Source organism: Kitasatospora sp. NPDC059088 (genome assembly GCF_042738155.1).
Lineage (GTDB): Bacteria > Actinomycetota > Actinomycetes > Streptomycetales > Streptomycetaceae > Kitasatospora.
This window is the reverse complement of the sequence record NZ_JBHYGR010000032.1, coordinates 17,937-31,457: the sequence shown is the minus strand read 5'-3', so window position 1 is coordinate 31,457 and position 13,521 is coordinate 17,937. Positions and strand designations below refer to the sequence as shown.

At 72.8% G+C, this 13,521-nt stretch carries 10 protein-coding genes; 4 read left to right on the top strand and 6 right to left on the bottom strand.

All coding sequences use genetic code 11. The features are described 5' to 3' along the window. Window positions 1-129 precede the first annotated feature (129 nt). Together ACFWXO_RS16895 and ACFWXO_RS16890 are read right to left on the bottom strand one after the other, a co-directional pair. Window positions 130-1,089, bottom strand: a complete 960-nt coding sequence (locus ACFWXO_RS16895; protein WP_375890785.1) for a tRNA (adenine-N1)-methyltransferase — start codon at window positions 1,087-1,089, stop codon at window positions 130-132. A gap of 48 nt (window positions 1,090-1,137) precedes the next feature. Further along, window positions 1,138-2,349 carry a site-2 protease family protein gene (locus ACFWXO_RS16890; RefSeq protein WP_380524699.1) on the bottom strand — a complete coding sequence of 404 codons (1,212 nt, stop codon included), beginning with the start codon at window positions 2,347-2,349 and terminating at the stop codon, window positions 1,138-1,140. A 206-nt stretch (window positions 2,350-2,555) separates the two neighbouring features. Here ACFWXO_RS16890 and ACFWXO_RS16885 point away from each other — a divergent pair, with 206 nt between their 5' ends. Then, window positions 2,556-3,491, top strand: coding sequence for a RecB family exonuclease (locus ACFWXO_RS16885; protein ID WP_375890782.1), 936 nt, complete (start codon window positions 2,556-2,558; stop codon window positions 3,489-3,491). Next, window positions 3,491-4,162, top strand: a complete 672-nt coding sequence (locus tag ACFWXO_RS16880; protein WP_063346919.1) for a response regulator transcription factor — start codon at window positions 3,491-3,493, stop codon at window positions 4,160-4,162. Before ACFWXO_RS16885 ends, ACFWXO_RS16880 begins: the two co-directional genes overlap by 1 nt. Before the next feature lie 77 nt (window positions 4,163-4,239). Here ACFWXO_RS16880 and ACFWXO_RS16875 read toward each other — a convergent pair whose 3' ends face one another. The 3 genes from ACFWXO_RS16875 to metH form a co-directional block, all read right to left on the bottom strand. After that, window positions 4,240-5,847 (bottom strand): ABC transporter substrate-binding protein, encoded by a 1,608-nt coding sequence (locus ACFWXO_RS16875; RefSeq protein WP_380524698.1) that lies wholly within the window; start codon window positions 5,845-5,847, stop codon window positions 4,240-4,242. Window positions 5,848-6,057: 210 nt separating this feature from the next. Continuing rightward, window positions 6,058-6,762, bottom strand: coding sequence for an HAD family hydrolase (locus ACFWXO_RS16870; RefSeq protein ID WP_375890778.1), 705 nt, complete (start codon window positions 6,760-6,762; stop codon window positions 6,058-6,060). A 139-nt stretch (window positions 6,763-6,901) separates the two neighbouring features. Beyond that, on the bottom strand, window positions 6,902-10,411 hold the full coding sequence (metH, locus tag ACFWXO_RS16865; protein ID WP_375890776.1) for a methionine synthase: 3,510 nt from the start codon (window positions 10,409-10,411) through the stop codon (window positions 6,902-6,904). A gap of 143 nt (window positions 10,412-10,554) precedes the next feature. Between metH and ACFWXO_RS16860 the strand changes: the two genes are divergently transcribed. Continuing rightward, window positions 10,555-11,637, top strand: a complete 1,083-nt coding sequence (locus ACFWXO_RS16860; RefSeq protein WP_380524697.1) for a hypothetical protein — start codon at window positions 10,555-10,557, stop codon at window positions 11,635-11,637. A 32-nt stretch (window positions 11,638-11,669) separates the two neighbouring features. Here the strand turns inward: ACFWXO_RS16860 and ACFWXO_RS16855 are convergent, their stop codons facing one another. Further along, window positions 11,670-12,191, bottom strand: a complete 522-nt coding sequence (locus tag ACFWXO_RS16855; RefSeq protein WP_380524696.1) for an SRPBCC family protein — start codon at window positions 12,189-12,191, stop codon at window positions 11,670-11,672. Between the two features lie 351 nt (window positions 12,192-12,542). Here ACFWXO_RS16855 and ACFWXO_RS16850 point away from each other — a divergent pair, with 351 nt between their 5' ends. Next, window positions 12,543-13,496 carry a PAC2 family protein gene (locus ACFWXO_RS16850; RefSeq protein WP_375890770.1) on the top strand — a complete coding sequence of 318 codons (954 nt, stop codon included), beginning with the start codon at window positions 12,543-12,545 and terminating at the stop codon, window positions 13,494-13,496. The last annotated feature ends 25 nt before the right edge of the window (window positions 13,497-13,521 follow it).

Sequence of the window (13,521 nt, the reverse complement as noted above, 5' to 3'; positions counted from 1 at the left end):
GTGTGAGCGAGCATCGTCCCACACGGAGCCTGCGGGCCGGCGGCCGGGGAGCCGAAGGGCGCGCCGGCCGAAAGACGAAGGGGTGGCGCGAGCGCGATGCTCGCACCACCCCTGCTGTTCCGGCCGGGCTCAGCCCAGGTCGGGCTGCTCGGAGTCGGTGTCGCGGGCCGCCTTGCGGGCCGCGGCGCGCTCCTGGAGGGACGGCTCGGGCGCCCCGTTGTCGTAGTCCTCGCCGTAGGCGCCCTTGGCCGGGCGGCGGCGGCGCAGCGGCGGCTCGACGCCGTCCGCCAGGCGGCGGGCGGTGAGCAGGAAGCCGGTGTGGCCGATCATCCGGTGGTCCGGGCGGACGGCCAGGCCCTCCAGGTGCCAGGTGCGGACCATGGTCTCCCAGGCCTGTGGCTCGGTGAAGGTGCCGTGGTCGCGCAGCGCCTCGACGGTCTTGGACATCTGCGTCGTGGTGGCCACGTAGCAGCAGATGAGACCGCCGGGGACGAGCGCCCGGGAGGCGACGTCCAGGCACTCCCAGGGGGCCAGCATGTCGAGGATGACGCGGTCGACGTCGGTCTCGACCAGGTTGTCCTGGAGGTCGCCGACGGTCAGCTTCCACGCCGGGTGCGGGCCGCCGAAGTAGCGCTCCACGTTGCCCTGGGCGATGTCCGCGAAGTCCTGGCGGCGCTCGTAGGAGGCCAGCAGGCCCTGCTCGCCGACGGCGCGCAGCAGGTACGTGCTGAGCGCGCCCGAGCCGACACCCGCCTCGATCACCCGGGCACCGGCGAAGATGTCGGCCATCGCCAGGATCTGCCCCGCGTCCTTGGGGTAGATCACGGCGGCGCCGCGGGGCATGGACAGGACGTAGTCGGGGAGCAGGGGGCGCAGCGCGAGGTACGGGACGTTCCCCGTGGTGCGCACGACCGTGCCTTCAGGAGCGCCGATCAGCTCGTCGTGCGGGAACGCACCCTTGTGGGTGTGGAACTGGTTCCCGGCCTGGAGCGTGAACGTGTAGTGGCGACCCTTGGGGTCGGTCAGCTGGACCTGGTCCCCGACCTGGAAGGGCCCGCGTCGGCGGGCGGCACCGGTCGGTTCGGACATGCGGCCAATCCTAAGGGAAGCGGGGCGTCCCGCCTCACCAGGCCCTGCTCAGCGGCCGGAGACCGCCGCCGTGAGGCGCTGTTCGATGTCGCTGAGCGCGGCCACGCCGTAGACCCGGCCGTCCGCCTCGACCACCAGGTACTCCCCCGCCGGGGTGGCCTGGACGGCCCGCAGCAGGTCCTCGCCGCCGAGGTCGGCGTCCAGTCGCAGCCCGGGTTCGAGGTCGCGGGCGAGCGGGCCGACGACCACCCAGGGGCGGCGGTGCTCCGGTACGGCCCGTACCGCGGACTCCCGGACGATGGCGATCGGCTCGCCCCGGCCGTCCACCACCACGACCGCGCCGGCCTGGGCCTCGCGGGCCCGGCGCATCGCCTCGCCGAGCGGGGTGTCGGCGGTGACCTCGACGGTGCGGCGGGCGAGGTCGCGCAGCCGCAGGGCGGGCAGCGCCTCCTTGAGCCGGGCGTTGCGCAGGCTCCCGGTGGCGCCGTTCCAGATGATCGCGGCCAGCACGGCGGCCAGCACCGCGTCCACCAGGGTGTCGGTGGTGGTGCGCTCGGCGCCGCGGGAGGCGCTGACCAGCGGCAGGCCGAACAGCACCACGACGGCCAGGCCCCGGCCGATCCAGGCGGCCGCCACGGTGCCGGTCATCGCCCTGCCGGTGATCGCCCAGACCACCGCGCGCAGCATCCGGCCGCCGTCCAGCGGCAGGCCGGGCAGCAGGTTGAAGGCGGCGACCACCAGGTTGGAGACCATCAGGCCGGTCAGCAGCACCCCGGGCACGCTGGACAGTTCGACGGCGCGCAGCGCGAGGTAGAAGACCCCGCCGAGCACCAGCGACAGCAGCGGGCCGACGAAGGCCAGCCAGAACTCGCGCCAGGGGCTCCCGGCCTCGTTCTCGATCTCGGAGACGCCGCCGAAGAACTGCAGCTGGATCCGCCGCACCCCGAGCCGGTAGCGCAGCGCGACCAGGGTGTGGGCGAGTTCGTGCACCAGGACGGAGGCGTAGAAGGCGACCGCGAAGAAGAACGCGAGCAGGTAGCGCTCACCGCTGCCGAGTTCGGGCAGCACGTCGCCGAGCTGCCCGCCGAACACCCAGGTGATCAGCGCGGCGATGACGAACCAGGACGGGGTGACGTAGATGGGCACGCCGAAGGGCCGCCCCATCAGGAGGCCGCCGCCGTGCTCCGGCGGGCGCCCCTCGGGGCGTCCGCCGTCCTGCGGTGGCTGGTCGGAGGTCTGCTGCCCCCTGGTGTCGCTCACCGTGATCCCTTCGGTCGTCCGCCGTCGTGCCCCGGTGCGCCCACGCTACGTGATCGCGGCCACCCGGCGGCGCGCGCCCCTCTGCCAGGCTTCATACCCACTGGACCGGCCCCGGACCGGACCGGCCCCCGGCCGACTGCCGGGAAGGGGCAGCGCGGCAGCCCGGTGGCAGCGGGATGACAGCAAAGGGCAATAGGGTCGTAGCCATGCAGCAGACCGACACCAGCAGCGCCGCCGGGGCTCCGGCGCGCCCGGCGGCGCCCCCGACCGGGCTGTCCCCGTCCCGTGCGGGGGACTTCCTCACCTGTCCCCTGCTGTACCGGCTGCGGGTGATCGACCGGCTGCCCGAGCCGCCGAGCCCGGCGGCGACCCGGGGCACGCTGGTGCACGCGGTGCTGGAGCGGCTGTTCGACAGCCCGGCGGCCGAGCGGACGCCGGAGCGGGCGCTGGGCCTGCTGCGCCCGCAGTGGGAGCGGCTGCTGGGCGAGCGCCCGGAGCTGGGCTCGCTGTTCCCGGACGACCCGGACGGCGCGGCGCTGACCGGCTGGCTGGCGGACGCCGAGAAGCTGGTCGGCCAGTGGTTCCGGCTGGAGGACCCGACCCGGCTGCACCCGGTGGAGCGCGAGCTGTACGTGGAGACGGCCCTGGAGTCGGGGCTGCTGCTGCGCGGCTACATCGACCGGGTGGACGTCGCCCCCACCGGTGAGGTCCGGCTGGTGGACTACAAGACCGGCCGGGCGCCCTCGCGGGACTTCGAGGGCAAGGCGATGTTCCAGATGAAGTTCTACGCACTGGTGGTGTGGCGCTGGAAGGGCGTGATCCCCAAGCGCCTCCAGCTGGTCTACCTGGGCGGCGGCGGGGACGTGGTCAGCTACGACCCGGACGAGGCCGACCTGCTCGCGGTGGAGCGCAAGCTGCAGGCCCTGTGGGAGCGGATCGCGCAGGCGGTGGCCACCGGGGACTTCCCGGCCACCCGCAACCGGCTCTGCGACTGGTGCGACCACCGGGCCAGCTGCCCGGAGTTCGGCGGCACCCCGCCGCCGTACCCGCTGCCGGTGCCGCCGGCCCGCACCGCGGACGGGCCGGCCCGTACGTCGGACGAGAGCGATCCCACGGGGGATCCGATGAGCAAGGAGTCCTAGTGACGATCCGAGTGCTGCTGGTCGACGACCAGCCGCTGCTGCGCACCGGTTTCCGGATGATCCTGGAGGCCGAATCGGACCTCGTGGTGGTCGGCGAGGCCGGTGACGGTCAGCAGGCGCTGGACCAGGTCCGGGCGCTGCAGCCCGACGTGGTGCTGATGGACATCCGGATGCCGCGGATGGACGGCGTCGAGGCGACCCGCCGGATCGCCGGCCCGGGTCGGGACGGCCCGGCCAAGGTGCTGGTGCTGACCACCTTCGACCTGGACGAGTACGTGGTGGAGGCGCTGCGCGCCGGCGCCAGCGGCTTCCTGCTCAAGGACGTCCCGGCGGAGGAGCTGGTGCAGGCGATCCGGGTCGTCGCGGACGGCGCGGCGATGCTGGCCCCGAGCATCACCCGCCGGCTGCTGGACATGTACGCCACCAAGCTGCCCTCGGGCGAGGAGGCGCCGCCGCAGGCGCTGAGCGCGCTGACCGAGCGGGAGTTGGAGGTGTTGAAGCTGGTGGCGCGCGGGCTGTCGAACGCGGAGATCGCGGCCGAGCTGTTCGTCAGCGAGACAACCGTGAAGACCCACGTCGGCCATGTGCTGACCAAGCTCCAGCTGCGCGACCGGGTGCAGGCGGCGGTGTACGCCTACGAGAGCGGTCTGGTGCGGCCGGGCGCGCTGTAGCCCGGGAACACGACGGCGGCCCGCCCGCTCCGCCCCGGGACACCGGGGGGAGCGGGCGGGCCGCCGTGCGTCGCGCGCTACTTGCCGCTGCGGCTGATCTCCCAGAAGCGGAAGAAGCCGGTGGTGTCGACGGTGGACTCGACGCCGGTGATGTTGGCACGGGCCGCGTAGAAGGCCTTGTTCTGGTACAGCGGGATCAGCGGCACGCTCTCCGCGACGATCTGCTGGATCTGCGCGTAGGAGGCCGAGGCGGCGCTGCGGTCGGCCTGCTTGAGGCCGTCCGGGATCAGCTTCTGGCTGATCTTCGGGTCGTCCCAGCCGGTGTGGTAGGTGCCGCCGTCGACCAGCAGCGGGGCGATGTAGTTGTCGGGGTCCGGGTAGTCGGCGAACCAACCGACGATGTACGCCTGGTACTTGCCCTCGTTCCAGCCCTTCTTGAAGGCTTCCCAGTCGGGCTCCTGCTGGACCGTCACCTGGAACAGGCCGCCGGTCTCCAGCTGCTTCTTCAAGGTGTCGGCCTCGCCGTTGCCGGCCCGCGAGCGGGACCAGGTGAGGGTGAGCTTGACCGGGGTCTGGACCTTGTTGTCGACCAGGGCCTTCTTGGCCTTGGCGACGTCCTGGTCGCCCCAGCGGTCGAAGAAGGCGGTGGTGTGGCCGGTGACGCCGGCCGGGACCATCGCGTACAGCGGCTGGACGGTGCGGGCGAAGACGTCGCGGGCGAGCGCCTTGCGGTCGAGCAGCGCGGCGGCGGCCTGGCGGACGCCGACGTTGCTCATCACCGGGTCCTTGGTGTTGAAGACCAGCGAGCGGGTGTCGTTGCTGTCGCCCTCGACGACCTGGAGGTCGGTCTTGCCGCCCTGCTGGTCGGAGCGGATCTGGGCGGCGGTGTTGGGCTCCAGGCTGTTGTCGGTGACGTCGACGTCGCCCTTGTCCAGCGCGGCCTTGAGGTCGGCGGGCTTGTCGAAGTACCGGACGGTGAACTTGTTGTTCCGCAGCTTGGCGTCGCCGCTGTACTTGTCGTTGGGGACCAGGACGACCTTGCCCAGCTGCTTGCCGTCGGCCATGCCCTCGACCGAGTCCACGCGGTAGGGGCCGGAGCCGACCTGCTTGTCGTTGGGCAGCGCCTTGTCGGCCGGGTAGACCTGGTGGTCGACGATGGCGCCGGCCGGGGAGGCCAGCTTGGCCGGCAGGGTGGCGTCGGGGGCGGCCAGGTGGAAGACCACCTCGTTGGCACCCTTGGCCTCCACGCTCTTGATCGAGGAGAGCAGGCCGGCCGGGCCGTTCGGGTCGTTGATCTTCTTGGTCCGCTGGATCGAGAACACCACGTCCTCGGCGGTCAGCGGGTGGCCGTTGGAGAACTTCAACCCGGGCCGCAGGGTGCAGTGGTACTCGGTGGCCTCGCCGCCGGAGAAGTCGCAGGACTGCGCGGCGTCCGGGGAGGGCGTGCTGGCCGCGGCCGGGAAGGTGAGCAGCGACTGGAAGGCGTTGCGCAGCACCAGCCAGGAGCCGGAGTCGTAGACCACCGCGGGGTCCAGGGTGCCGGTCAGCTGGACGGTCCCCATGGTGATCGCCTTGCCGCCGCTGTCCCCCTTGACGGCGTCGGTGACCGATCCGCAACCGGCCACCGTCACGGCGACCAGACCGGCGCAGCCGAGTGCTGCCAGGCGTTCAGCTGAAGTCTTCACGGGAGCGTCCTTCGGGGGTGTCGCGAACCCGAGTAGCGTGCCATATCGAACACGCACGACCGATACCCGTGCAGATGACGTTTGGGACACGGTCGTTGAGGGCATCACGGCGCGCCCGACGAGTTGTCAGCCATTGCCCGTTTTCTCCCCCGGAGATCCCCGGCCGGGGCGCTTACCGGCGAGTAGACCCTGGCCGCAATGAGATGACAATCACACCCGCGAAGCGACCAGCGACCGCAGCAGTTCGAGATCGACCTGCTCCAGCGACGGCACCACCAGCCGCCCGGGAGCCGCCTCGATCGGCGCCACCGAGGGCACCGCGATCACCGGGCAGCCCGCCGCCTCGCCCGCCCGCACCCCGGTCGGGGTGTCCTCGACGACCACGCAGCGGGCCGGCTCCGCGCCCAGCCGGCGGGCCGCCTCCAGGTACGGGTCGGGGAACGGCTTGGTGCGCGGCAGCTCGTCCCCGCCGATGGTGAAGGCGAACCGCTCGGCGCCCAGCGAGCGCAGCACGATGTCGATCACGTGCCGGTGCGAGGCGGACACCAGCGCGGCCGGAACGCCGTGCGCGGCAAGGGTGTTGAGCAGCCGCTCGGCCCCCGGCATCAGCGGCACCCCGCCGGCCAGCAGGTCGACGAAGCGCTGGTTGACCAGCGCCCCCAGGTCGGCCGGGGCGATGTCCACCCCGGTGCGGGCGACCAGGTACTCCATCACCCGGGTCATCGGCCCGCCCACGACGTGCGCCCGGTCCTGCTCGTCCAGCCGGTGGCCCAGCTCGGCGAAGAGCGTCACCTCGGCCTGCCACCAGAAGTCCTCGGTGTCCACCAGCGTGCCGTCCATGTCCAGCAGCACCGCCTGGAGGCCGGGCTCGCGCCCGAGGTCGAGCGCCGGGGCGGCGGTGGAGCTGGTCGTCATGGCAAGTCCTTCCGGCTGCGCCCAGGACGGTCCCGGGGATGACACGGGCCGGCCCGCTGGTCAGCGGACCGGCCCGTTCAGGATCATCCAGGATACGCCCGCTTCGCCCGGAAAGAGCGAACGGAGAGGGACGTACGGATTACCGCGCGTTGAAGTACTTCGCCTCGGGGTGGTGGATCACGATCGCGTCGGTGGACTGCTCGGGGTGGAGCTGGAACTCCTCGGAGAGCACCACGCCGATCCGCTCCGGCTTGAGCAGCTCGGCGATCTTGGCGCGGTCCTCCAGCTCGGGGCAGGCCCCGTAGCCGAGCGAGAAGCGGGCACCCCGGTACTTGAGCGCGAACATGTCCTTGACGTCCTGCGGGTCCTCGCCGGAGAAGCCCAGCTCGAAGCGGACCCGGGCGTGCCAGAACTCCGCCAGCGCCTCGGCCAGCTGCACCGAGAGGCCGTGCAGCTCCAGGTAGTCGCGGTAGGAGTTCCCGGCGAACAGCTCGTTGGCCGCCTCCGAGATCCGGTTGCCCATGGTGACCACCTGGAGGCCGACCACGTCCCGCTCGCCGGACTCCTCCGGGCGGAAGAAGTCCGCCAGGCAGAGCCGGCGGCCGCGCCGCTGGCGGGGGAAGGTGAAGCGGGTCCGCTCGGTGCCGTCCTCGTGGAAGACGATCAGGTCGTCGCCCTTGGAGTTGGCCGGGTAGTAGCCGTAGACCACGGCCGCCTCCAGCCAGCCCTCGGTCTGCAGCCGGTCCAGCCAGCCCCGCAGCCGGGGCCGGCCCTCGGTCTCCACCAGCTCCTCGTAGGACGGGCCGTCGCCGTTGCGCGCGGCCTTGAGGCCCCACTGGCCCTTGAACAGCGCGTCCTCGTCCAGCCAGGAGGCGTAGTCGGCGAAGGGGATGCCCTTGACGATCCGGTCGCCCCAGAACGGCGGGGCGGGCAGCGCGTTGTCCAGCGCGACGTCGGAGCGGATCTGGCCGAGGTTGACCTCGGGCTCCGGCTCCGCCACCTCGACCCTGGCGTGCCGGCGCTGCTTGAGCTCCGGCAGGGTCGCGCCGGGCACGCCGCGCTTGACCGCGATCAGCGCGTCCATCAGCCGCAGGCCCTCGAAGGCGTCCCGGGCGTAGCGGACCTCGCCCTCGTAGATCTCGTGCAGGTCCTGCTCCACGTAGGCCCGGGTCAGGGCGGCGCCGCCGAGGATCACCGGGAAGCTCGCGGCCAGCTTGCGCTGGTTCAGCTCCTCCAGGTTCTCCTTCATGATCACGGTGGACTTCACCAGCAGCCCGGACATCCCGATCACGTCCGCCCGGTGCTCCTGCGCGGCGTCCAGGATCGCCGAAACCGGCTGCTTGATGCCCAGGTTGACCACGTTGTAGCCGTTGTTGGACAGGATGATGTCGACCAGGTTCTTGCCGATGTCGTGGACGTCGCCCTTGACGGTGGCCAGCACGATGGTGCCCTTGCCCTCGTCGTCGGACTTCTCCATGTGCGGCTCCAGGTGGGCCACCGCGGTCTTCATCACCTCGGCGGACTGGAGCACGAACGGCAGCTGCATCTGGCCGGAGCCGAACAGCTCGCCGACCACCTTCATGCCGGCCAGCAGCGTGCTGTTGACGATGTCCAGCGCCGGACGCTCCGTCAGCGCCTCGTCCAGATCGGCCTCCAGGCCGTTGCGCTCGCCGTCGATGATCCGGCGCTGCAGCCGCTCCTCCAGCGGGAGGGCGGCCAGTTCCTCGGCCTTGGAGGCCCTGACCGACGCCGAGGAGACGCCCTCGAAGAGCTGGAGCAGCTTCTGCAGCGGATCGTAGCCCTCGCTGCGGCGGTCGTAGACCAGGTCGAGCGCGACCTCGCGCTGGTCCTCGGGGATCCGGGCCATCGGCAGGATCTTGGAGGCATGCACGATCGCCGAGTCCAGTCCGGCCTCGACGCACTCGTTCAGGAAGACCGAGTTGATCACCACGCGGGCGGCCGGGCTGAGGCCGAAGGAGATGTTGGACAGGCCCAGGGTGGTCTGCACGTCCGGGTGGCGGCGCTTGAGCTCGCGGATCGCCTCGATGGTCTCGATGCCGTCCCGGCGGGACTCCTCCTGACCGGTGCCCAGGGTGAAGGCCAGGCAGTCGACCAGGATCGAGCCCTCGTCGATGCCGTACTCGGTGGTGAGCTGCGCGATCAGCCGCTCGGCGATGGCGACCTTGGTCTCGGCGGTGCGGGCCTGGCCCTGCTCGTCGATGGTCAGCGCGATCAGGCCGGCGCCGTGCTCGCGGGCCAGCGAAGCGATCCGGCCGAACCGGGTGTCCGGGCCGTCGCCGTCCTCGTAGTTGACCGAGTTGAGCAGCGCGCGGCCGCCGAGCGCCTCCAGACCGGCCCGCAGCACGTCCGGCTCGGTGGAGTCCAGCACGATCGGCAGGGTCGAGGCGGTGGCCAGCCGGCCGGCGATCTCCTTCATGTCGGCGACGCCGTCGCGGCCGACGTAGTCGACGCACAGGTCCAGCAGGTGGGAGCCGTCCCGGATCTGGTCCCGGGCGATCTCCACGCAGGCCTGCCAGTCGCCCGCCAGCATCGACTCGCGGAACTTCTTCGAGCCGTTGGCGTTGGTGCGCTCGCCGATCGCCAGGTACGAGGTGTCCTGGCGGAACGGCACCGCCTGGTACAGCGAGGAGGCCGAGGGCTCGGGCTGCGGCTCGCGGCGCACGACCGGACGGCCCTGGACCTTCTCCACCACCTGGCGCAGGTGCTCGGGGGTGGTGCCGCAGCAGCCGCCGACCAGCGAGAGGCCGTACTCCCGGGTGAACACGTCGTGGGCGTCGGCCAGTTCGGCCGGGGAGAGCGGGTAGTGGGCGCCGTCCTTGCCGAGCACCGGCAGGCCCGCGTTCGGCATGCAGGACAGGCCGATCCTCGCGTTCTTGGCCAGGTAGCGCAGGTGCTCGCTCATCTCGGCCGGGCCGGTGGCGCAGTTGAGGCCGATGTAGTCGACGCCGAGCGGCTCCAGCGCGGTGAGCGCGGCACCGATCTCGGAGCCGAGCAGCATGGTGCCGGTGGTCTCCACCGTCACCTGCACCAGCACCGGGAGGTCCAGTCCGGCCTCGGCCAGGGCGCGCTTGGAGCCGAGGATCGCGGCCTTGGTCTGCAGCAGGTCCTGGCTGGTCTCCACCAGCAGCGCGTCGGCGCCGCCGGCGATCAGACCGGCCGCGTTCTTCTGGAAGCCGTCCCGCAGCGTCTCGTACGGGGCGTGGCCGAGGGTCGGCAGCTTGGTGCCGGGGCCGATCGAGCCGAGCACCCAGCGGGTGCGGCCGTCGGCGGCGTGGGCGTCGGCCACCTCGCGGGCGATCCGGGCGCCGGCCTCGGACAGCTCGAAGATGCGCTCGGCGATCTCGTACTCGCCCAGGGCGGAGAAGTTGGCGCCGAAGGTGTTGGTCTCCACGCAGTCCACGCCCACCGCGAAGTAGGCCTCGTGGACGGAGCGGACGATGTCCGGCCGGGTGACGTTGAGGACCTCGTTGCAGCCCTCCAGGTTCTGGAAGTCCTCCAGCGTCGGGTCCTGGGCCTGGAGCATGGTGCCCATCGCACCGTCGGCCACCACCACCCGGGTGGCGAGCGCTTCACGCAACGCGTTCGCGCGGCTCTGCTGAGTGATGGACGGGTTGGCTGCAGTGGCCATGGGGCGTCTCCCTGGTGCGACGGCTGTCGGCTTTGCGAGCCCGCTTGCTCGGGCCCGCACGTGGCCAGGGTATCCGGCCCACGGCCCGGCCTGCGGGTGCATTCCGTATCCTGAGCGCTCGACCGCGAGGGGAGAGCGATCGTATGACCCGGTTCGGGACCGTTGCGCGGCGGATCGGGCGTGCCCTGGGGGCCCCGCTGCGCCGCTGGAGAGGCCTGCCGTGGTGGGGCCGCGCCCTGGTGGCGCTGGGGCTGGCGGCGGCCGTGCCGGTCGCCGCGCTGGGCTCGCTGTTCATCGCGATCCGGCTGCACTACTCGGGTGAACCGGCCGCCGAGGCCCGCAGCCGCGGCCGGGACGCCGTCTGGCTCGGCCACGCCTGGGTGGACGGCCGCAAGACCGACGCCGACGTCGCCGCGCTGGCCCGGCAGCTGGCCGGCACCGGCGTGCGCGACCTGTACGTCCACACCGGGCCGCTGGAGCACGACGGCTCGCTGCCGCCCGCCGTCCACCCGAAGGCCCGCTGGTTCACCGAGGCCGCCCACCGGGCACTGCCGGGGGTGCGGCTGCAGGGCTGGCTGGGGGACGAGGTCAAGCCCGAGCGGGACGCGCTGGACCTCGACGACGCGCCCACCCGGGAGCGGGTCGCCGCCTCCACGGTCCAGGTGCTGGACCAGGGCTTCGACGGGGTGCACTTCGACATGGAGCCGATCCGCCCCGGCTCGGCCGGCTGGCTCGCCCTGCTCGACCTGGTCCACCCGGTGACGGCCGCCCGCGGCGCGAAGCTGTCGGTGGCGGCCCCGCAGATCGACCCCGTCCCCGGCCTGCACACGGCCGGCATCCTGCTCACCGACCACGGCAAGTGGTGGGACCAGGCGTACTTCCGGGAGACCGCCCGCCGGGTCGACCAGATCGCGGTGATGACCTACGACACCTCGATGCCGACCGAGCCGCTGTACGGCGGCTACGTCGCCCGGCAGACCGAGCTGGCCCTGGCGGCCACCCCGCCGCAGGTCGACCTCCTGATCGGCCTGCCGTTCTTCTGGGACGACAAGTGGGGCCACTGGGGCGACGCGGAGACCGTCCCGGCGGCCGTCCGGGGCGTCCGCCTCGGCCTGGGCCGGGAGGACCCGCGGCGGGCCAACTTCGGGGTCGCGCTGTACGTGGACTTCGCCGCGACGCCGGAGAACTGGGCGGCGTACCGGCGCGGCTGGGTGGACCCCTCCTAGGCTCCGCCCTGCTCGGGCCGACTCGGGCCGACTCAGGCCGCCATCCGGTGGGCCAGGGCGCCCAGGTAGCGGTGCACGGTGGCGTCCTCGCCGGAGAGGTAGTGCGCGACGGCCCGGTACAGCGGCTTGCGGACCTCGCCGTGCTCGGTGACAGTCAGCGAGCAGCCGGGCCCGGCCGGGGTGAGCCGGTACGTCCAGGTGCCGCCGTAGGGCAGGTCCGGGTCGGCGATGCCGGTCACCAGGCGGTGCGGGGCCTCGCTGGCCACCACCTCGTAGGTGGTGTGCCCGTGCCGGTCGTACTCGCGCCAGCGCGGGCGCCCGCCGGCCCCGGCGGGCAGCCGTTCGACGTGGGTGAGGCCCGGACGCCAGGCCGGGTAGAGGTCGATGTCGGTCAGCACCTCCCAGACCGCGCCGGGCGACTGGGCGAGTTCCAGCCCGCCCTCGGTCACGTGCTCCACCGGCAGCCGGCGCCCGGCCCGGTCCACCGCCAGCAGCGCGGTCCCGGCGAGCGCCGCCGCGCCCGCACCCGCGCCGATCCACAGCCATCGGTTCATCGGTCGGCCCCTTCCGCCCGCCCCGCCCCCATCATCGCGCCGCGGCGCCCGGCCCGCTCCCCGTGGCGCAGCGTCGCCGGTCAGGCACCGTGCGTCCGCTCCGGGCCGCCTGACGCCGCGTCAGCCGCCGAGGGCCGGATATCCGCTGGATCGGGGCGGTCCGCTCCCCCAGACTGTCCCGGTGCCCGGCCGCCATGCGCATCAAAGCCCGTAGGCTGGGCAGGTAGGGACCGTGGAGCGAGCCGTTCCACGGGAGACGAGAGGTTCGACAGGCGGCAGCCGGCCCGTCGTTGCCCCGGCAGGCCAGCCGGGGCGGTGCCGGTCCGACCGCCGACCGGAGGGAGACGCTGGGTGATCGAGCTGGAAGATGTTCCCGAGTTGATCGACCCGGTGATGGTCTGCGCCTTCGAGGGGTGGAACGACGCGGGCGACGCCGCCTCCGCGGCCCTGGCCCACCTGGACGAGACCTGGGGCGGCAAGGTGATCGCCGCCCTGGACGCCGAGGACTACTACGACTTCCAGGTCAACCGTCCGACGGTCTGGCTGGACGGCGGTGTCCGCCGGATCACCTGGCCGACCACCCGGCTGTCGGTGGTCCGGGTGACCGAGCCGGTGACCAGGGACGTGGTGCTGGTCCGCGGGATCGAGCCCAGCATGCGCTGGCGCTCGTTCTGCAACGAGCTGCTGGGCTTCGCGCACGAGCTGGGCGTCGAACTGGTGGTGATCCTGGGCGCGCTGCTCGGCGACACCCCGCACAGCCGGCCGGTGCCGGTCAGCGGGGTCACCTCCGACCCGGACCTGGCCCGCCGGCTGGACCTGGAGGAGAGCCGCTACGAGGGCCCGACCGGGATCGTCGGGGTGCTCCAGGAGGCGTGCACCCACGCCGGGGTGCCGGCCGTGACGCTGTGGGCCGCGGTGCCGCACTACGTGGCGCAGCCGCCCAACCCCAAGGCCACGCTGGCGCTGCTCAACAAGCTGGAGGACCTGCTGGACCTGCGCATCCCGCCGGGCGAGCTGGGCGAGGACGCCCGGGCCTGGCAGCTGGGCGTGGACCAGCTGGCCGCCGAGGACAGCGAGGTCGCCGAGTACGTCCAGCAGCTGGAGGAGGCGCAGGACACGGCGGAGCTGCCGGAGGCCTCCGGGGACGCCATCGCGCGCGAGTTCGAGCGCTACCTGCGCCGCCGGGAGAACGTCGGCCCGACCGGCGAGAAGCCGGTGTCCGGGCACGCGACGGCCGAGCGGCCGGCCGAGCCGGAGGGGCCGGGCACGACCCGGGAGAGCCAGGAGGGGGCCGAGGACGAGTAGTCCTCGCCGGCCCCGCGGCGGCCCG

What these genes read in the sequence shown, in the direction of transcription:
- ACFWXO_RS16895 (WP_375890785.1), bottom strand. Translation starts at nt 1,089, where the DNA reads ATGTCCGAACCGACCGGTGCCGCCCGCCGACGCGGGCCCTTCCAGGTC.
- ACFWXO_RS16885 (WP_375890782.1), top strand. Translation starts at nt 2,556, where the DNA reads ATGCAGCAGACCGACACCAGCAGCGCCGCCGGGGCTCCGGCGCGCCCG.
- ACFWXO_RS16870 (WP_375890778.1), bottom strand. Translation starts at nt 6,762, where the DNA reads ATGACGACCAGCTCCACCGCCGCCCCGGCGCTCGACCTCGGGCGCGAG.
- metH (WP_375890776.1), bottom strand. Translation starts at nt 10,411, where the DNA reads ATGGCCACTGCAGCCAACCCGTCCATCACTCAGCAGAGCCGCGCGAAC.
- ACFWXO_RS16860 (WP_380524697.1), top strand. Translation starts at nt 10,555, where the DNA reads ATGACCCGGTTCGGGACCGTTGCGCGGCGGATCGGGCGTGCCCTGGGG.
- ACFWXO_RS16855 (WP_380524696.1), bottom strand. Translation starts at nt 12,191, where the DNA reads ATGAACCGATGGCTGTGGATCGGCGCGGGTGCGGGCGCGGCGGCGCTC.